This is a genomic window from Roseburia sp. 1XD42-69 (genome assembly GCF_003612565.1).
Taxonomy (GTDB): domain Bacteria; phylum Bacillota; class Clostridia; order Lachnospirales; family Lachnospiraceae; genus Roseburia_B.
Map to the genome: position 1 here is coordinate 1 of NZ_RAZG01000003.1, position 20,828 is coordinate 20,828.

15 protein-coding genes are annotated in these 20,828 nt (G+C 42.3%); 13 read left to right on the forward strand and 2 right to left on the reverse strand.

Annotation, left to right across the window (positions count from 1 at the left end; translation table 11 throughout):
- Nucleotides 1-211 precede the first annotated feature (211 nt).
- From D7Y06_RS02200 to D7Y06_RS02220, 5 genes are all read left to right on the forward strand, one after another.
- Nucleotides 212-1,105, forward strand: coding sequence for a tyrosine-type recombinase/integrase (locus D7Y06_RS02200; protein ID WP_120406205.1), 894 nt, complete (start codon nt 212-214; stop codon nt 1,103-1,105).
- Nucleotides 1,106-1,432: 327 nt separating this feature from the next.
- Nucleotides 1,433-2,209 carry an ABC transporter ATP-binding protein gene (locus tag D7Y06_RS02205; protein ID WP_120406206.1) on the forward strand — a complete coding sequence of 259 codons (777 nt, stop codon included), beginning with the start codon at nt 1,433-1,435 and terminating at the stop codon, nt 2,207-2,209.
- A complete protein-coding gene (locus tag D7Y06_RS02210; protein ID WP_120406207.1) occupies nt 2,202-4,241 on the forward strand; it encodes an ABC transporter permease in 2,040 nt (679 codons plus the stop codon). Before D7Y06_RS02205 ends, D7Y06_RS02210 begins: the two co-directional genes overlap by 8 nt.
- Before the next feature lie 169 nt (nt 4,242-4,410).
- A complete protein-coding gene (locus D7Y06_RS02215) occupies nt 4,411-5,739 on the forward strand; it encodes an MATE family efflux transporter (protein WP_120406208.1) in 1,329 nt (442 codons plus the stop codon).
- A gap of 92 nt (nt 5,740-5,831) precedes the next feature.
- Entirely contained in the window at nt 5,832-6,506 is a 675-nt protein-coding gene (locus D7Y06_RS02220) for a 3'-5' exonuclease (protein ID WP_120406209.1), read from the forward strand.
- A 42-nt stretch (nt 6,507-6,548) separates the two neighbouring features.
- On the opposite strand, the gene D7Y06_RS02225 is transcribed toward D7Y06_RS02220, so the two are convergent.
- Nucleotides 6,549-8,261: a methyl-accepting chemotaxis protein gene (locus tag D7Y06_RS02225; RefSeq protein WP_120406210.1), complete on the reverse strand. Its 1,713-nt coding sequence runs from the start codon at nt 8,259-8,261 to the stop codon at nt 6,549-6,551.
- Nucleotides 8,262-8,484: 223 nt separating this feature from the next.
- Between D7Y06_RS02225 and D7Y06_RS02230 the strand changes: the two genes are divergently transcribed.
- The 8 genes from D7Y06_RS02230 to D7Y06_RS02265 all read left to right on the forward strand — a co-directional run bounded on the left by D7Y06_RS02230 (nt 8,485) and on the right by D7Y06_RS02265 (nt 20,309).
- Nucleotides 8,485-10,902, forward strand: coding sequence for an Ig-like domain-containing protein (locus D7Y06_RS02230; protein WP_120406211.1), 2,418 nt, complete (start codon nt 8,485-8,487; stop codon nt 10,900-10,902).
- Nucleotides 10,903-11,071: 169 nt separating this feature from the next.
- Nucleotides 11,072-12,976 carry an FN3 associated domain-containing protein gene (locus tag D7Y06_RS02235; protein WP_158591193.1) on the forward strand — a complete coding sequence of 635 codons (1,905 nt, stop codon included), beginning with the start codon at nt 11,072-11,074 and terminating at the stop codon, nt 12,974-12,976.
- Nucleotides 12,977-13,057: 81 nt separating this feature from the next.
- Nucleotides 13,058-14,827, forward strand: a complete 1,770-nt coding sequence (locus D7Y06_RS02240; protein ID WP_120406342.1) for an LTA synthase family protein — start codon at nt 13,058-13,060, stop codon at nt 14,825-14,827.
- 12 nt (nt 14,828-14,839) lie between these two features.
- Entirely contained in the window at nt 14,840-17,368 is a 2,529-nt protein-coding gene (locus D7Y06_RS02245) for a YfhO family protein (RefSeq protein ID WP_243119042.1), read from the forward strand.
- A gap of 3 nt (nt 17,369-17,371) precedes the next feature.
- Nucleotides 17,372-17,710 (forward strand): hypothetical protein, encoded by a 339-nt coding sequence (locus D7Y06_RS02250; protein ID WP_120406213.1) that lies wholly within the window; start codon nt 17,372-17,374, stop codon nt 17,708-17,710.
- Between the two features lie 31 nt (nt 17,711-17,741).
- Nucleotides 17,742-18,128, forward strand: a complete 387-nt coding sequence (locus D7Y06_RS02255; protein ID WP_120406214.1) for a hypothetical protein — start codon at nt 17,742-17,744, stop codon at nt 18,126-18,128.
- Nucleotides 18,125-18,841: a DNA/RNA nuclease SfsA gene (sfsA, locus tag D7Y06_RS02260; protein WP_120406344.1), complete on the forward strand. Its 717-nt coding sequence runs from the start codon at nt 18,125-18,127 to the stop codon at nt 18,839-18,841. Before D7Y06_RS02255 ends, sfsA begins: the two co-directional genes overlap by 4 nt.
- A 418-nt stretch (nt 18,842-19,259) precedes the next feature.
- Nucleotides 19,260-20,309 (forward strand): DUF5692 family protein, encoded by a 1,050-nt coding sequence (locus D7Y06_RS02265; protein WP_120406215.1) that lies wholly within the window; start codon nt 19,260-19,262, stop codon nt 20,307-20,309.
- Between the two features lie 34 nt (nt 20,310-20,343).
- Here D7Y06_RS02265 and D7Y06_RS02270 read toward each other — a convergent pair whose 3' ends face one another.
- On the reverse strand, nt 20,344-20,811 hold the full coding sequence (locus D7Y06_RS02270; protein WP_120406216.1) for an FMN-binding protein: 468 nt from the start codon (nt 20,809-20,811) through the stop codon (nt 20,344-20,346).
- Between the last annotated feature and the right edge of the window lie 17 nt (nt 20,812-20,828).

Here is a 20,828-nt window from a genome sequence, read left to right on the forward strand (position 1 = left end):
GCTAAGTATGTACGATTATGTGTAGAGGAAGAGACAAAGAAACTTTCATACCCCGCTTTCATTCCCGCTTTAGCAGGAATGAAAGGCAAGTGCTGTGAGCGGCGACGTAGGAGCCGAGCACAGTGCTTGAGTGCTTGCACCGGGGTAGTTGATTTTTCAAGGTGCATAGGCTAAATCTATGTGCGAAGTTTGAGTTAATAATTATAAGGCTATGTATAATAGAAGCGTGAGGGACAGTGTGCTTGGGCATATGAAGCTTGTGGATATTAAAAAGACGAATATATCATATTTCTATCAGGGATTACAGGAAAATGGTAAGTCATATGGAACTGTCACATTCTATCAGAAGTTGTTTTCTTCTATATTCAATATGGCATTGGATAATGGCATTATAAGGAATAATCCCACAAAAAGGGCGTTAGACGTTATTGAGGGTTCGCATAAGAGAAAAGAATCCCTTACTAAGAAACAGCAGGAGGAATTTCTTTCCTATCTGTATAAGCAGGACAGAGATATGTATAGGAAGGTAGCCTTTTTAATAGGAACAATGTGTAGGATAAGTGAATTTGCAGGATTGACTTGGGAAGACATAGACATGAAAAACAGGATCATAACGGTAGACCATCAATTATTGTATAAAAAGTTTGATGGTGAAAAAACAGGATATCATATTACCCCAACGAAAAACACACATACAAGAAAAATCCCAATGACGGAGGAGGTTTATAAAGTTTTACGTGAATTACATAATTATTACTTTATTCTGCATACAGAACATTGTGTTGACGGGAAAAAGGATTTTGTGTTTACATGCAAATCCGGAAATTTGCTTAATGTAGCTTCTTTTGATTATGAATTAAAAAAAGCTGTAGAGAAATATAATGAGACAGCAGAGTATGAAATTGAATCTATATCTGCACATATACTGCGGCATACGGGATGTACCCGGGATGCAGAGGACGGTATGGACATAAAAGTCTTACAGTACCTTATGGGCCATTCCAATACACAAATTACCAACAATTTTTACAACCATGTGAACGAAGACAGGGCAGCGGATGAGGTTGCAAATGTCGTGGAAAGGCGTAAAAATAAGGCTTTGTAGGGAAAAATTTATACACCAATTTTTTGAGAAAGAGAACCAGATTTTACACCAATTTTACACCAATCGTTTATAAAAATATGAAGATTTATAACAACTTACGTGAAACAGTGGTGAAATCGAAACTCTGAAAAAGCCCGAAAAATAAGGCTTTGTAGACTTATGTAGACTTATAACAAATTGAAAATAGAGCACCTAATCTTACAAAACTGTAAGATACCAAAGGGAAATGTAAGGTAAAACAATGGCTGACATTTCCCTGTTTTGTTATACTGATATTGTTCAAAGGGAACAGATAAATGGTGAAGAAGGAATCAGGAGGATACAGATATGGAAAAAGCAGCATTGTTAGAGGTGAAAAATTTAAAAAAAATATATACCACCCGCTTTGGGGGAAATCAGGTGCAGGCCCTGTCGGATATTAATTTTTCCGTGGAGGAGGGGGAGTATGTGGCCATTATGGGGGAGTCCGGCTCCGGGAAAACCACGCTTTTAAATATTTTGGCGGCGTTGGATAAACCTACCAGCGGCACGGTGCTTTTAAACGGGAAAAATATTGTGTCCATAAACGGAAAAGAGATTGCCGCATTCCGAAGGGATAACCTGGGGTTTATTTTTCAGGATTTTAATCTTCTTGACAATTTTTCATTAAAGGATAATATTCTCCTTCCTCTGGTATTAGAGCAGGTGCCGCCGGAGGAGATGGAACCCAGGCTTATGCCTGTGGCAAAGAAATTGGGGATACATGATATTTTACAAAAATATCCCTATGAGGTATCCGGAGGGCAGAAGCAGCGTGCGGCAGCAGCCCGGGCTTTAATTACCAAACCCCAGTTGATTTTGGGGGATGAGCCCACCGGGGCATTGGATTCCAGAACAACGGACAGCCTGCTTCGCCTGTTTCATGAGATTAACGAAGAGGGACAGACGATTCTGATGGTGACACACAGCATCAAGGCGGCAAGCCATGCAAACCGTATTCTTTTTATCAAAGACGGGGAGGTGTTCCATCAGCTCTACAGAGGAAATCTGACAAATCAGGAACTATATGGGAAAATATCCGATACATTGACAATACTTACAGCAGGTGGTGAAAGAGATGAATAAAGTTTACAGGAAATTAGCTTTTACAAACATGAAAAACAACAGTCAGTTTTATCTTCCTTATCTCCTCATGGGAGGGCTGTCCGTGATGATGTTTTATTCTATGGTGGCTATGTGGGAAAACGAAAGTCTGGCAAATGTCCGGGGGGGCGCCGATCTTAAAATGATTTTGGGCATGGGTTCCTTTGTAATCGGTATTTTTGTCTGCGTCCTGTTATTTTATGCAAACAGCTTTATTATGAAGCGGAGAAAAAGGGAGCTTGGGGTATACAATATTCTCGGGATGGAAAAAAGGCATATTGCGAAGATTTTATTCTGGGAGAATTTATTTACTCTTTTTCTTGCGGTGGCCGGTGGTCTGGCAGTCGGGATCATCTTTAACAAATTTTTTATGATGTTTTTGTACCGGATAACGGGGCTTTCTGAGAGTATTTCCTTTTACGTATCCCAAAAGGGATGTTTGCAGACCATGTTACTTTTCACAGTGATTTACCTTCTGGCTTTGTGTTACAATTTTATGCAGGTAAAACTGGCAAATCCCATAGAACTTTTGCGCGGAGGAAATGCCGGGGAGAGAGAGCCGAAGACCAAATTATTTCTTGCTCTTTTTGGGGGAGTCTGCCTGGCGGCAGCTTATTACATTGCATTTACCACGGAGAATATCATGCAGGTGCTTACGTTATTTCTACTGGCAGTTTTACTGGTGATTTTTGGAACCTATGCCCTCTTTACAGCGGGGAGCATTGCGCTGCTGAAAAGTCTGCGCCGCAATAAAAAATATTATTACAGGACAAAACATTTTACGGCAGTTTCCGGGCTTTTGTACCGGATGAAACAGAATGCGGCGGGATTGGCAAGTATCTGTATCCTCTCCACTATGGTTCTGGTTATGGTTTCCACTACCGTGAGTTTATATATGGGGGTGAGAGATGAAGTGGAAAGCCAATATGACGGGGATGCGGAGATTGAACTGTACCTTAATCATGTGCCGGATAAGGATTACAGGGAGACAATTTTGTCGGAGATAAAAAAATCTGTAAAGGATTCTGGGAGATATATCGAAGATATGGAAGAAAATGTTTCCATGGAAGTAATTATGGTGCGCAGTGGAGACGTGATAGAGACAGTGGAGATGTTTGAGATTGGAATGGAAAACTTCGGCGTGCTGTCTGTTTTAACAAAAGATGACTATGAGGAAAGGGAAAATACCACTCTCTCCGATATCAAAAAAGGGCAGGCAGCAATTATCGCTGACCCGGAGTATACAAATGATACCGTTTCCTTGTTAGGAAGGGAATTTGAGGTGACTGAAAGCCGTAAAATAAACTATGACGATGCCATGTTTGGCAAGATTGCAGAAGGGGGAGAGATGTGCTTTGTGGTCAGTGATGAGGAGACGCTTGAGGATATCTTTTCGGAGAGAAAAGCTTTGGCAGGGAATCGTCAGAATGCTCCGGAGTCTCATGTGGGATATCATATCGCCCTGAGTTTCGACGGGACAAAGGAAGAAAAAATTGCCTGTACAAAGGAGATACGGGAGCGGATCATGGGCATTGTGGAAACAGGCATCCGTAAACCAAATGATATTGAGGGGTATACGGTGCGTTCCAAACAGGAAGGGTATGACGATTATATAAGTTTAAACGGAGGACTTCTTTTCCTGGGACTGTTTTTAGGTTTGATGTTTTCCATGGTAACGGTCTTAATCATCTACTATAAACAGATTTCCGAAGGGTATGAGGACAAGGAACGCTTTGCCATAATGGAAAAGGTAGGGATGGGTGACAGGGAGGTAAAAGATGCCATTAAGTCTCAGGTAAGAATTGTATTCTTCCTTCCCCTGGTCACAGCAGCGATTCACTTGGCAGCGGCATTTCCCATGCTGCGAAGGATTCTTGCCATGCTGAATCTGTATAACAGCAGTCTTTTTGCCCTGTGCCTTCTTGGAACATTGCTGGTATTTGGAGTGATTTATTTTGCAGTGTTTAAGGTTACATCCAGGACATATTATAAGATTGTAGGAGAGCAGTTTTAAAACTATTGACCTTTAGGAACAAGTATGATATAAATGTTCTATAAAACCTTTACAGGAGTGGATTTTTCAAGAGAAATCTTTTTTCGCCACACAACTATCTTTTTTAGTTGTGTGGCTTTTTTTGTGAGCAGGCACTCCAGAGAAGTTTTTGACGAGAGGAGAAAAGGGTATGGAACAAACATTTATGAAAGAGAAAAAAATTTTGCCTTTAGTGCTTTCAATGTCGCTGCCAATGGTGATTTCCATGGCGGTGAATTCCCTGTACAATATTATTGACAGCTATTTTGTGGCAAAAGTCAGTGAAAATGCCATGACGGCGCTGGCGCTTGTGTATCCTATGCAGAACCTGGTAAATGCCATTGCCATTGGTTTTGGAATCGGCATTAACGCAGTGATTTCCTATTATCTGGGAGCGGAAGATAAAAAGCGGGGAGATATGGCAGCCACCCTTGGAATGTTTCTCAGTTTCCTTCACGGGATGATTCTTATGGCGGTGTGTCTCCTGGGGATGCCCTGGTTTTTAAAAATTTTTTCTTCGGATAAGGATATTACAAGTCTGGCCCTTATGTATTCCAACAGGGTATTTCTGTTTTCTGCCGTTATATCACTGGGACTGTCCTTTGAAAAAATTTTTCAGGCTGCAGGCCATATGAAAGTGTCCATGTTCAGTATGCTCTGCGGATGTCTGGCAAATATCATTTTAGACCCACTGATGATTTTTGGAGTGGGGGTGTTTCCGAAGTTGGGAATTAGGGGGGCGGCCTACGCCACAGGTATCGGTCAGTGTATTTCACTTCTGGTTTATATCCTGTTCTATGTGTTTCGGCCAATTCCTGTGAAAATTGGGAAAACATCCTTAAAAATGGACGGTAAGATATTGAAAAAACTCTATTCCGTGGGAATTTCCGCAACACTGAGCCTGGCTTTGCCGTCTCTTTTGATTTCTGCATTAAACGGTATCCTGACGGGATTTTCGGAAAAATATGTTCTGGTGCTTGGGGTGTATTACAAACTTCAGACTTTTATCTACCTTACTGCCAACGGAATTATTCAGGGCATTCGGCCCTTAATGGGGTATAATTTCGGGGCAGGGGAGCATGGCAGGGTGAAAAAGATTTTTCGCACGGCTCTTTTTATGAATATGGGAATTATGTTTTTTGGAACAGTACTCTCCTGGGTAATTCCGGGAAAATTGATTGGGCTTTTTACAGATAATACGGCGACCATAGAGATGGGAGTTATGGCTCTTCATATCATTAGCCTTGGATTTGTGGTTTCTGCAGTCTCCGTCACCTGTTCCGGCGCCTTAGAGGGGCTTGGGAAAGGGAGTCATTCCCTGTTTATCTCCCTTCTTCGTTATATGGGGGTTATTTTGCCGGCTGCCTGGGTATTCAGCAGGTTTGCAGGGGCGGCAGGTGTGTGGACTGCCTTTTGTTTTACGGAGTTTGTAACGGCAGTTTTCTCATTATGCATCTATCATCATGGGCTGAAAAACTGATGAATTTATAGTTTTTCTCTTGTGCGCAGAAAATAAACCATATATAATAGTGGGGAAAGAAGTGCAGATGAAAAGATAAGGCGGGAAGAAAAATGTTGGGAAGTTCCAATGGAAAAAGTTTAGTAAAATATGTGAAGGATTATGTGGTGTTTGACCTGGAGACGACGGGTATTTATACAAATTCCGATGAGGTAATAGAAATCTCCGGGGTGAAAGTACAAAACGGAAAGGTGACAGAGGAATTTACCTCCCTGGTAAATCCGGGAAGGCACATTCCCAAAGGGGCCAGTGCAGTGAACGGGATAACAGACCATATGGTGAAATCTGCTCCGGAATTTTCCATTGTGCTAAAGGAGTTTTTGGACTTTGCAGGAAATATGGTTCTTGTGGGACATAATATACATACCTTTGATATGAAGTTTATTTACCGGGATGCCCTAAAGTTTTACGGGAAAATTCCAGACAATGACTATGTGGATACCCTGAAATTTGCAAAGACTGTCCTGCCAGGGTTATCCCATTACAAGCTGGTGGATTTGGCGGAGCATTATAGGATTTGTGCAGAGGGAGCGCATCGCGCCCTCAATGACTGTCGGATGAACCAGCAGGTATTTGAATATCTGGCAAAAGAGATACCTCCGGGGAAAGAAGAGAGCGGACATCGGATTTGTCCCCGGTGCGGCAGCTTTCTTACAAAGAGGAATGGGCGTTTCGGGGAATTTTGGGGATGTACTTCTTATCCGGGATGCCGTTACACGGAAAATTAAAGAAAGAAAAGAAGAACCGGCAAGTGCCGGTTCTTTTTTCTCTCATGTCTGGGAATTTAATTGGAACTGACCGATAAGCTCGTCCAGGTTCAATGCCTGTGCAGATAGCTGCTGGCTTGTGGCGGAGGCTTCCTGGGCGGTTGCCGCATTGTCCTGGACAACCCCTGAAATCTGGTTTACGCCGATTTCTGCCTGGTGCATAGCTTCTGTCTGGCTGCTTACGATACTCTTTAAGTTCTGGGAGAATTCTGCAATCTGCCCAATGCCGTTTACAACGTATGTAATGGTTTCCGATACCTTCTGGGCAGCGCGGTTTCCCTCTGACACTTCCCGGATGGAATTTTCTATGAGTTCCCTTGTGTCAACGGCAGCTTTTGCGCTTTGGTCTGCCAGATCCCTGATTTCATCTGCAACTACCGAGAAGCCCCGGCCTGCTTCCCCGGCTCTTGCCGCCTCTATGGAGGCGTTTAAGGAGAGAAGATTGGTCTGTGCCGCAATGGCTTCAATTTCAGAAATAATATCCCCGATTCTGGCGGAAGTATCATTGATCCGGCCCATGGCTGCCATCATGCTGTCCATCTCCTTATGGGTGTTGTCTGCCTCAAGGGCATAATTTTGTGCTTTCTGATAAGATTCCTCTGCCCTCTCCACACTTTTTTCCATGGTCTGGGTGATATCGCTGATGGTGGCATGAAGTTCTTCCACAGCATTGGCCTGCTCCGTTGCACCCTCTGCAAGATCCTGAGATGCCTCTGCCAGATGGCCGGAACCTGCCTGCACCTGTTCGGATGCCTCGCCGATAGACCGGAGAGTATCTGTCATCTGATGTTTTAGGCCGCGCATGGACTGGTACATTTTATCGAAATCCCCGGTGTAATTTTCACGGATTTGGGTTTTTACGGTATAATCCCCTTTGGCCATTTCACCTAAGAGCTGCTCCATATCATAGATGATTGCGCTGAGAATATCCGCCATATGTATAGCGTGTCTCTCCATATCTTCCACTTCATCCCCGGTGCCCGCCATGGGGAAGGGGGAGGAGAGGTCGCCTTTGGCAAAGGATTCCAGCCTTGTTCCCAGTTCTTTGAGGGGGGTGGCAATGTTTTTGGCGGTAAATTTGCCGAATTTCATGGAGATGAACATAGCAGTGGCAATGACTCCTAGGATCAGAACGGCCAAAATCCAGCTTGTTATAACTAAGATTTGGGACAATTTATTGCCTTCGTTTACTTTAACTTCCAGAAGTTCGTTTAGCTTGTCATAGATGCTGTTGTATGCAGGCGTCAAATCGTTAAGGGCCATTTCCTGTGCCTGCTTGCAGAGTTCTCTGTCTGTGCTTGCTCCCAGCTGCATAATCTGTTCGTCCAGCATCCAATAGTTTTCAAGTTCTGCCTGGATGGCCTCGTAGGTTTCTTTTCCGTCTTTGGAGACAATGGTATTTTTCACATTGTCAAAGGCTTGTTCAAATGCAGCTTTTCCATCTTTGTGCTGTGTTACCACAGTGTCAATGGCATCTTTTTCATCATATCCGATCGCCGCCCGCAGGGAGGACCTGATATCTGCAAATTCAAACATTGCTTTTCCGATATCCCCCTGGGCAAAGCCGAAATTGTGAAGTGCATAGGAATAACGGTTACAGATAACAATAATTGCGATTAATCCTACGATGGCTGCCACAGCAGTAATGGAGGATACAATGAAAAAAGACCGGGTAAGCTTTTTTTCAATGTTTTCTTTGTTGTTTCTCTTGTTCATGACCCTTAAACATCCCTTCTTGTTTTTACGCAAAGGATGCTGCCTTAAAGCCGGAAGACTTGATAGCAGCATTTTGCCGAAAATATTATTTATATTTATTATAGCCCTTTTTTTCAAATATTCAATAGGGATTTGGGGTGAACCTGGGAAATTATAAGTTAGTGTGGACAAACAGTAAATTTTCCACTACAATAGAAGAAAACATGAGAAAAGGGAGGATACTATGAGAAAAAAACTAAGCGCATTTCTCCTTGCGGGGATTTTGTTTTTTGCAGGGGGAACAGAGGGGGTATTAGCGGCACAGGCAGGATCCGGCAGTGAGAAAATCATTCAGGATACGGTTTCTGACGAGGGTGATATCTCCCCAAATGCAGGAGGACTTAAGCCCTTTATACATGTAAAAGTGGATAAACCGGAAAATAAAGAGGTTTACAGGAAATCAGAGGGTGGAAAAAGCAAGCGTTCCAAAGAATACAGTTCTGTGTATGATGTTTATTCCACAAACTTTTATTATAACCAGTTGAATAGTAATGAAAGAGTGCTGTGGGACCAGTTAGATAATATGTGTCTTGGGTATCTTGCTGGGACAGAGAGCCTTACAGATAGGGAGACTTATAATCAGAATGGTTTATCTTTCAATTATTATACTACAAAATATGTGGAATTTACTAATATGAGTGTAAATGAAGCATGGCAGGTGGTGGATTTGTTTCGTTATTCAAATCCTCAATACTATTTTCTTCAGCTGCTGTCACCTGCATATGTGGGAAATAACAGCGGGATGGTTGCATTGACAGTGTTTGATGCATTTGGAAACGGAAGTTCCAGAGCAGCGGCAACCCGTAATATGTTTAGTGAGGTAAACAGTTGGATGTCTCAGATAAACAGTCAGTCCAGTGAGGTTTTGAAAGAGAAAATGGCACATGACTTAATCTGTAAAAATGTGAAATATGATCCGGGATATGAAGACACCAATATAAAACAGAATGAATATAATCAGTCGGCATATTCAGTTTTTATAGAAAAAGTAACAGTGTGTGCCGGATATTCCCAGGCAATGCAGTTGTTGATGAATGGGGCGGGGATTGATTGCGGCGTTGTTACAAGTGATGACCATGAATGGAATATCATTAAGTTGAATAATACTTGGTACTATGTGGATTGTACCTGGGACGACATGGATGGAAATCAGGGATATGATGTAATGTATCAGTATTTTAACCGAAGTAAGTCCCAATTTTTAAAAGATACTAATTTTATTCATCATGTCACAGAAAACTTTTGGAATAAATACCTTCCGAATCTGGATATTCATGATTCCGGGGCAACATTTTCTGATTATGGAACAATATACGGCACAATTGGTCAGTTGGCAGCGCCGATGATAACAGTTTCTGGAAGGCAGGTTTCGATAACCGCACAGCCGGGAACTAATATTTATTATACTTTAAATAAAGAGGATCCCAGGGATTCCTTTACCAGATCAATACGTTATACAAAACCTTTTCAAATGACAGCAGAGGGAACTGTCCGGGCAGTTGCCACAGCTAGTGGGTATTTTGACAGTCCGGTTGCTGAAGTGGTGGTTGCAAAAGATAATTTTAAGCCTCAGGTTATGCCACAGCCTGTTATGGGAAATGAATTTATATTGAATGGTCCGGAAGGTGACTTTGACTCATCAAATTACTTATATAGAAATGCAGTGTTACTGGTTATGGGGAATTCAGAATGTTACAATACTCTCAGCGCCATTAGCCGTCTTCAAAGTGAAATCCCCGGGTTGTATCAGTCCGGCACTGAGGTTCTTATTTCTATCATGGATGCGCAGGAAGAGGAGGATTTAGAAGAACTTAGGAGATTGTATCCTTCCATGCATTTTACGTATGGGGACTATGGTTTATTATGGGACAATTTAGAAGAAGTCGGTTTATTGGATGAGATATATTTCCCGGCAATATTCTTATATGATTCCACAGGCAGGATTGTGTATTATTCCACTGATTATGTGGAAGATATTTCTTTATTGGCAGAGCTTGTCCGTAGTCTGGGAACGGGTAATCCTATTCCGGCCCCTGAGAAAGACCAGGATGAAGAGGAAGAACCGATGAAAGTCAGAAAGCTGACGATAACGGCCATTTCCAAGCAGATTGCAGCAGGAAAGAAAGTGAATCTTAAGACAGAGGTATTTCCAAAGAATGCTGACAATAAAAAAGTTACATGGAAAACCAACAATAAAAAATATGCAACGGTAAACGCAAAAGGTATTGTCACTACGAAAAAAGCCGGAGCAGGAAAAACGGTGACGATTACAGCGAAATCCACGGATGGAAGCGGTGTTTCCTCTTCTATTAAATTAAAGTTGATGAAACATGGGGTAACTGGGATAAAAATTAAAGATGCACCGAAAAAATTAGCGGCAGGAAAAAGTGCCACATTGCGGGCTGTTGTAAAAACAAATGGAAAGTCGGCAAATAAAAAACTAAATTGGAAAAGCAGTAATGAAAAATATGCTACCATAAGCCAAAAAGGAAAATTAAAAGTTAAGAAGGCTGGAATAGGGAAAAGCGTGAAGATAACCGCCTTATCTACAGATGGAACGAATAAAAAGGCAACTGTAAAAATTTTAATAAAGAAAAAATAGCAATGTGTACCGACCTTACTGATTTTTTATTGACAACAGAGAATCAGTAAGGTTTATTTATTCGCTTTGTTAATGTAAATATCCATGCCAAAAAAGAAAGTCAGAGTAGACAAACAGTATATTTTCCATTACAATGGAGAGAGGAAAACATGAGAAAAGGGAGGATACTATGAGAAAAAAACTAAGTGCATTTCTCCTTGTAGGAATTTTGTTTTTTGCAGGGAGGGCAGAAGGGATATCAGCGGCGCAGATAAGCAGCGGAGACGGAAAAGAATATGTTCAGGAAGAAGTTTTTCCGGAGTATGATATTCCTAAGAACACCGGCGGTGCAATGCAGTTAATCCGTATGGAGGCAGAACAGCCGGAAGAATCAGAAATTTATAAGGGGACCAGAAGTGGAAAAAGCAAAGGCTCTAAATCGTACAGTTCCCCTTATGATGCCTATTCCACTAATTTTTATTACAATCAGTTAAACAGTAATGAAAAGGCACTATGGGATAAGTTTGATTCAATGTGTTTCGGTTATCTTACAGGAACTGAAACATTGAGAAGCAGAGACTCGTATAATGAGGATGGAATGAATTTTGACTACTATGTTACAAAATTTGTTGCTTATTCAAATATGAGCCGTGAACGGGCGTGGAATGTGGCTGCTTTATTTCGGTATTCTAATCCACAGTACTATTTTCTGCAGCTGCTGGCACCGGCTTCCAAAGGGGTAAATGGCGGGCTGATTGCACTATCCATTTACGATAACTTTGGAAATGGTGCCGCAAGAGCAGCGGCAACCCGGGATATGTTTAGTGTTGTAAATAGCTGGATGGCAGAAATAAACAGTCAGCCAAATGAACTATTAAAGGAGAAAAAGGCTCATGATTTGATATGCACGAATGTGCAATATGACCCTGGTTATGCAAATCCTGGCATAAAACAAAACGAGTACAATCAGTCTGCTTATTCTACATTTATAGACAAAGTTACTGTTTGTGCAGGGTATACACAGGCTATGGCTCTTTTAATGAATGGGGCAGGGATTGACTGTGGAACAGTTACCAGTTTTGATCATCAGTGGAATATTATTAAGTTAAATAATACCTGGTATTATGTAGATCTTACATGGGATGATACAGATGGAAAGATTCAGGGTCATCCGGAGATTCAAGTGGTTTATAATTATTTTAACCGTAGTAAGGCATTTTATATGAGTGACCAGGATTATGTGCATCATGTTCCGGAGAGTTATTTTAATCCATATCTGCCTAATTTGGACGTGCATGACTCCGGGGCAAGTCTAATAGACTACGGATCTATCAATGGGAATGTGACTCCTTTGACAGCACCGGTAATTACTGTTTCAGGAAGTAAGGTAACGATACAGGCTCAGCCAGGAGTAAATATTTATTACACTTTAAATAACGATGATCCAAAAGATTCTTATACCAGATCCATTCGTTATACGGGACCTTTTAAATTGTCATCTGCAGCAACTATTCGGGCAGTTGGTGTAGCAAGCGGATATATTGACAGCCCCGTGGCACAAAGGACAGTTAAAAAAGTTACAGTAAAATTAAATGCTAATGGTGGTTATATCGGCAAAACAAGCGTAAAGTCTAAAAGCAAATCTTTATTTAGAGGGGATACTTACGGCAAACTGGACACTCCAAAGAGAAAGGGCGGCTATGCATTTCTGGGATGGTACACGAAAAAATCCGGAGGCAAACTGATAAGTTCCACATCCAAAGTTACGGGCAGCACGACTCTTTATGCCCACTGGGCAAAGATGAAGCCTAAGAGTACTTCTATCTCCAAGTTAAAGAGCAGCAAGTCCGGACAGCTTACGGTAACGATTAAAAAGGTCAGCTCGGCAAACGGTTATCAGGTAAAATATTCCCTGAACAAAAGTATGAAGTCTGCAAAGACAAGGAATATCAGCACAAACAGTACGACGATCACAAAGCTGAAAAAGAACAAAACCTATTATGTTCAGGTGCGCATGTATCAGAAGGATTCCGTAAGCGGCAAAAAACAGTACGGTTCCTGGAGCAGGACAAAGAGTGTAAAAGTAAAGAAATAAAGGAAACAGATGAAAATGGGAAAGGGGCAGAATCGTTTCGATTCTGCCTTGTTCCTCGTTTATCTCTGGGGTGGATGTGATATGGATTCAGAAGTAAAGCAGATTTTAAAGTGGGAAAAGGCTCTTTCTTATGCAGGGTTAATCCTGTGTCCCATAGTAAATTTTTATCTCTTGGAAGGTTATACCCATAACGGGTTTACAGAAGTTCGCCACTGGTCACAGTTTTTTAATATACTTCTGTTAGAATTATTTGCATGGATTCTATTTTTTGTCTTTAGGAGCGTGGCGGCAGCCCTTCGCACGGAGACAGGAGTACTTATGGTGTTTGGGCTTATAAATTATTATGTGTACACCTTCCGTTCCCTGCCCCTGGTTCCCTGGGATCTGCTTTCCTTAAAAACGGCGGTCTCTGTTGCGGACAACTACGATTTTACCCCCACAGCCCGTATTGTTATGGTGGCACTGCTCTTTGTGCTTTTGCTTTTTTTAGAGGGATTTTGTAAGTTGAAGCTGGAAAAATCAAAGTGGAAAGGATGCCTGATAGGGGCATGTATTCTTTTAGCGCTTACCTGTACGTTTACCAATATTCTGCAGAAAGAAGATTTCCAGAACCGGCATCGGATGTACAATAAGTTGTTTACTCCGGTTTTTATGTGGCAGGTGAACGGTCTTGTGCTCACCTGGGTGATGGATATGCCATTTCTCACAGTGGACAAACCTTCCGGATATAACAGCAGAGAGGCCCAGGAGCTTTTGGCACAATATGAAAATGAATCTGAAATTGTTTTAAAAGAAGGGGAAATGCCCAATATTATAGTGGTGATGGACGAGGCATTTTCCGATTTATCTGTTTTGGGGGGATTTTCTGCCAGTGAGGATGCTATGCCTTACTTCCATGAAATGCAAAAAACGGAAAAAAACCTATTGACAGGATATTTAAACGTTTCTGTTTGCGGGGGAAATACAGCCAATACGGAGTTTGAATTTTTAACAGGAAACACAATGGCCTTTCTTCCCCAAGGATCTATTCCCTACCAGCAGTATGTAAAAGAGGAAACAGATGCTGTTCCCAGGTATTTGAAAAGTCTTGGGTATGAGACTTACGGGATACATCCCTACCATGCAGGGGGATGGGACAGAGATAAGGTTTATCCATTGCTGGGTTTTGAAAATTCTCTGTTTCTGCCGGATTTTACCCGGGCATCATATCTGCGGAAATATGTGGATGATGCATCCTGTTTTAATAAAATAATCGATATCTATGAAAATAGGCAGGCGCCGGCTTTTATTTTTGCCGTCACGATGCAGAACCATGGTTCTTATTCAGAAAGCTATGAAAATTTTACTCCACATATAAGCGTTGAGGGAAAAAATTCGTTCTCCCTTTCGATGTATCTCTCCCTGGTACAAAAGACGGACCAGGCGTTTCGGGATATGATAGAATATTTTTCCTTGGAAAAAGACCCGGTGATGGTAGTGTTTTTTGGAGACCACCAGCCAAGTGATACGGTAGCGGAGCCGATTCTGGAGTTAAATGGAACCACTTATAAGACATTGTCCCAGGATATGAGGGATAAGCGTTATCAGGTGCCTTATGTAATCTGGACTAATTATGAGTCGGAGGGGGGAAAGATGGATACCAGTGCGAATTATCTGGCAGGGGAGATGATGAGGCGGGCAGGCCTGCCCCTGCCTGCTTACCACAGCTTTTTGCAGGAACTGAAAGAGGAGTATCCGGTGATTTCCGGGCAGAGAATAGCGGACAGCAAAGGGGAGAGGGCAGAGAAGAAGAATTTTGGGGAGAAGTTAAAACAGTACCAGAAACTGCAGTATTATGAGATGTTTGAATAGAAGGAGATTTTCATGAGCCGGTATAAATTGGGCAGAATCAAGGAGAGAAACAGAGAAAAGGAATACAGGATATCACCTGGGGCAGGTATGCATTTGCTGGCCTTTTTTCTCCCTGTGTGTATTTCCCTTGCAATTATGATTCACAATGATGTGTTTCCCTTTGGGGAAAACTGCATTTTGCACATTGATATGTACCATCAGTATGCCCCCTTTTTTACGGAGCTGATGGATAAGTTAAAACATGGGGAAAGCCTTCTGTACTCTTTTCAGATAGGCCTGGGATCGGATTTTGTATCTCTTTTTGCCTATTACCTGGCAAGCCCGCTCAACTGGTTTTTAATTCTTTGTCCCAAGGATTATGTGATAGAATTTATGACAATTTTAATCGTAATCAAAATTGGACTCTGCGGCGGCAGCTTTGCCTTTTATATTGGGAAACATTTTCATACACAGGATTATATGGCTTCTCTTTTGGGATGTTTTTATGCCCTGTCCGGGTATATGGCGGCCTACAGTTGGGATATTATGTGGCTGGACTGTCTTGTTTTGGCACCTGTTATTTTCTGGGGACTTGAGATTTTGGTAAAGGAAAAAAAGACAGGGCTTTATTGTATCAGCCTGGGCATCGCCATACTTTCCAACTTTTATATTGCCATAATGATTTGCATCTATTCTTTTCTCTATTTCTTAATTCTTTTTTTTGAGGAAAAAGAGAACTTCCGGGGGAAAATAATAACCCTTGGCAGATTTGCACTTTACTCCCTTTTGGCGGGGCTTATGGGGGCGGTTTTAATTATACCAGAGGCAATTATTTTAAGCTACAGCGGTTCTTCCGGTTTTTCCTTCCCGGAGGGCATGGAGATGTATTTTGACCTTGTTTCCCAGCTTGCAAGACACTGTTTTGAGGTGGAGGTGTACACCGGGCGGGACCACTGGCCCAATCTTTACTGCGGCGTGGGAACTCTGCTGCTGGTTATCTTGTATTTTATGAACGGGAAAATTTCATGGAAAAAGAAAGTGGTGCGGGTCCTGTTTATTATCTTTTTCTGGTTTAGTTTTTCTAATAATATTTTGGACTTTATCTGGCATGGGTTTCATTTTCCCGACTCTCTTCCCGGGCGGCAGTCATTTCTGTATATTTTTCTTCTGCTCACATTGGCCTATGAAGCATATCATAAACGTGAGGGCAGTGAGACTTACCATGTACTATTTGCTCTGGCGCTTATCTGGGGATTTTTAGCATTGTGCGCCTTTGTGGTAAATGTTGGTATGGTTACGGCTGAGTCACTGCTTTTCACGGGGGTTTTGGCAGGGGGATACGGGGCTTTGTTTTTTCTGTGGCATTTGGGAAAGAAAGAGTGGAAAAAAGCAGCCTCCCTCACAGTAGCGGCGCTGGCTGTTATGGAGGTTTATGCAAATTTCAGCCTCACAGGTTTTGATGTTACAAGCCGCACGGCTTATACAAAAAACTGGGATTCCGTGAAAGGGCTTCTCCGGGAGGTGGAGTCTATGGAAGCTTCCCAGTTTTACCGGGTGGAGGAAATGGAGCGCCTCACCAAAAATGACGCTGCCCTTTACAATTATTCTTCCTCCACAATTTTTTCTTCTCTTATGAATATCGGTGTGGGAAATTTTTACCGGAAAATGGGAATGGAGGGCGGAAAAAATTTTTACAGTTACAGCGGTTCCACGCCCCTAAATTCCGCAATGCTTTCTGTGAAATACCTGATTTCCAAAAGTCCTTATGAAACAAGTCCCCTAAGAACTCTTGCGGCGGAGGACGGGGAGAATTACATTTACAGGAATCTTTATACCCTGCCCTTGGGATTTATGGTGGAGGAGGATTTTGAAAGCCTTTGGGCGCCCCAGAAGGGGAGTCCCATATACAATTTAAACCGCATGGTATATTGTTTAGGCGCCAAAGAGGAACTTCTTACGCCTTTAAGCGGGGCCACTACAGTGGAAGACCAAACCACAAAAATTCACGTGAAGGAAGACGGATACCTCTATGCTTTGTACGGGGACAAATCCGCCCCAGTGATTACAGTGGCCTGTGGGGAGCGCACCAGGAGATTTACCAAGTGCGATCACGGGTATCTTTTGGATTTGGGCTGGTTTCAGGCCGGGGATACGGTGGAAATTACCAATACGTCAAAAGTTGAGGATTTACAGGTGACCCCATATGTGTTAAATTTATATGCGTTGGGGGAAGCCTATGAGACGCTAAACCGCCAGACCTTTGAGCCGGAGTATTTTTCGGATACAAAAATCAGAGGAAAAATCAGGGTTGACTGGCCGGGAAACTTGATTTTGTCGATACCCAAAGAGGCCGGATGGAGGGTTTACGTGGATGGGGAAGAGACAGAGTGCAGTACTTTTATGGAGAGTTTTATAGAGATTCCATTGAGTGAGGGAGAGCATGAGATTTTTCTTTCGTACCGGACACCGGGGCTTATTTTGGGGGCTGGGCTAAGTCTTTGCGGCATTGGAATATTTGGGGGGATTTTTATATGGAAAAAGAAGTATGAAAAAGAAAGGTAAATTATGACATCAAAAGAATTTGTAGCAACATTTCATTCAGAATTAAGCGAGTACTGTCCCTGTGTGATTGACTGGGAGGGGCAGGTGCATGAATGTAAAGACTGTCATTTGGACACATTAATTCAGATTAGCGGTGACGAGAAGTATTTAAATGAGGTGCCGGAGAATATTTCTCCCCTGTTTTATCTCACCGCAAAATTAAAATGTGTTCTGGTAGATTATGAAAATCAGATTTACAGTGAGGATTTGTCCCAGGAACAGCGGTATGCTCTTTTGGACTTGTCGGAGGCAAAACTTATTTTATTAAATCCCACGGATATTAAGGGGAAGGTAACCATATAATAAAAAATGCAAAAGGATAAAGGGTGATGGCATGGTTTTACTGGTGGAGGATGATGTATTTAAAGGGAGTCACGAAAAAAGGGCTCTGAAGCATGTGTATCCGGGAAAAATACTGTGGGAAAAGGATTTTGCCGACGGTATGGAGACACTTAAAAATTACAGCGAGAAGATAGATTTCATTTTTCTGGATATGTATTTTCCATTGGAGTATGGAGAAGTCATATATCCGGAATGCGGTTTGAAATTTTTAAAGGAGATGAACCGGCTGGGATACGGGGGGATTCCTGTTATCGTATGTTCTACAGTGCCAATGCAGCTCTTGGGCCACAAGAATGTATTGGGGTGTATTTGTTATCACAGGGAGCTGGATTTGGAGCAGGAAATTATCAGGATATGGAAAGAGCAGGAATTTATATGAGGTACAAAAAAACTCTGAAGGCAGAATTTTTGTCCCGGCCCAACCGTTTTATTGCAAAGGTTTTACTGAATGGGAAAGAGGAGACAGTACATGTAAAAAATACCGGGAGGTGCAGGGAACTTTTGATACCCGGGGTAAAAGTGGTTCTCAGTGAAAGTGAAAAGGCTACAAGAAAAACCAAATATGATTTGGTGTGTGTGTATAAAACGGGGGTAGGGTGGATTAACATAGACAGCCAGGCCCCAAATCAGGTGGTGAAGGAATGGCTTGTATGCCAGCTTTCAAAGAATGTCACAAAAGAGCTTCTGCTTTATCCAAACTTGGATTTCTTTAAACCGGAGTACGTATTCGGAAGTTCCAGGCTGGATTTTTATCTGGAGGAGGGGGAAGAAAAGTGTTTGATGGAAGTCAAAGGCGTGACCTTGGAACGGGAAGGGATTGGCTATTTTCCCGATGCCCCTACTTTAAGAGGGGTCAAGCATCTGGAGGAATTAACCCAGGCTTTGGACATGGGATACCAATGTTATCTGGCCTTTGTCATTCAAATGGAAGGAATCTCTGTGGTAGAGCCCAATGTGGATACGCACCCGGAGTTTGGAGAGGCTCTTTTGAGGGCAAAAAATGCAGGGGTACATATACTATACCTTATGTGTAAAGTGACAGAGGAATCCATGGAGATTACAGAAATCCGGGAAGAAAAAAATATGCTGTAAAATGTCCCACATATGGGACATAGAAAGAGATACACTCTATTCAGAACAAAAAATCTGAAGGGAGTGTTTTTTATGAAAGGATATGTAGTGGAAAATGGTTATATGGGATATGTGGATGGAAAATATATGTTGTTCGCAGATGAGGCAGATTACAGAGAATATATGATGGAAGAGTAGTCTGGAGGGGAGGAGTTCCCCTCCGATATTCATGGGCATTTTTTGGTTTTATTATGCCAGGAAAAATGATATTGGTTATACCAGATACCAACATAGAAAATGGTCAATAAATGGAAAGAAAAAGAGAATATTCCGGAAACATAGGGAAAAATGCGGTATATAATTGACAAAATGTACATATAATAGTACAATGTATAAAATAATGTGAATTGGTTTAACCAATAGAATGGGAGGAAAGAGTATGTTGTTTCATGTGTATGGGGATCATGCCTTAAGCCAGTGGGCAGCCATGCTTTGTGTGCTTCTTGCATTGATTCTGCTAAACGAATTTGCCAGAAGGACAAAGGCAGGAGGGCTGTTGATGTTCGGGGTGATTCCGGCGGTGCTGACAGTGTATTTTATTGTGATTGTGATATCGGCAGCGGGGGGAGCCCAGTGGGCCCTTGAGAACCAGACTTATGTTTATATGAACGGATGGTTCCATTATGCAAAATTGTATGCGGCGTTGGCGGGATGTATCGGTTTTATGATGATTAAGTATGAGTGGGGAATCGGAAAAACCCACTGGTTTAAAGCCTTTCCATTTGCCATTGTGGCCATCAATATCCTTATTGCGGTGGTGAGTGATTTTGAGTCCGCCATCAACGGATGGAATACCTGGTGGCTTTCCTCGGAAGGGGTGTGGCTCTACGGCGGCTGGCACAATGTGATGAACGGAATTGCAGGAATTTTAAATATTCTTTGTATGACAGGATGGTGGTGTGTCTATTCCTCCAAGGATAAAAAAGATATGATTTGGCCGGATATGATCTGGGTGTATATCGTTGTTTATGATGTCTGGAATTTTGCCTATACATATAACTGCCTGCCCACTCATTCCTGGTTCTGCGGCGTGGCGCTTCTTTTGGCTCCCACCATTGCAGCTCTTTTGTGGAATAAAGGAGGGTGGATTATGAACCGGGCCAATACCTTGTGTATCTGGTGTATGTTTGCCCAGGTATTTCCACTGTTCCAGGAGACATTCCATGACGGTACCCAGTTTTTCCCCTGGGCCACCATTACCACACAGTATGCCGACGGCACAGTAAATACCATTGTGGAGGGGACTTCCGCCAATGCAGATCCCACAGCTATGACCGTGGTAAGCGCAGCGGCGCTGATTGTAAATATCATTGCTTTTGGTTACATTGTTTACAAAGCCGTTACCACAAAGACCAATCCATATACCGGGGAGATTTTTACAGAATTTAAATATTATAAAGATTCAGCAAAAAGGGCTGAGATAGAATAGGGGAAAAATAAAAAAACAGGCTAAGCCTGTTTTTTTATTTTTCCCCGTGAGCATCGGGGTCCGACGGAACCGTTGCGATGGTGGAGTCTCCTTTTATTGCCTGCTCTACCACGGACTGGGCAAGCTTTTTAAAGTTGCCTCCCGAGGATGAGGCGCCGGATAAGGTGTCAATCTCCGGCAGGGTGCTCTGCCCCGTAAGCTGTGCGGCATAATATCTTGTATATTCGTTGGGATAGGTGCCGGCTACAGATTTCATATTGTTCATATATACGTTGTCCCAGCTTTTGATAAAGCCGCTGGCATTTTCTGCATTGTACTCTGTTGTGGTGATGTTCCCGTTTTTTACGGTTATGGTAACATATTCTTTCCAGCCAAAAGAAAAGTCGGACATCTGGGCGGTGTAAGTGCCGTCCTGCATACCTTCTGTCTTTTTTTCTCCACAGCCGCAAAATGTCATGGCGAACAGGACACACAGCAGCAAGATTACAAATTGTTTTTTCATGATTGTTTTCCTCCCGG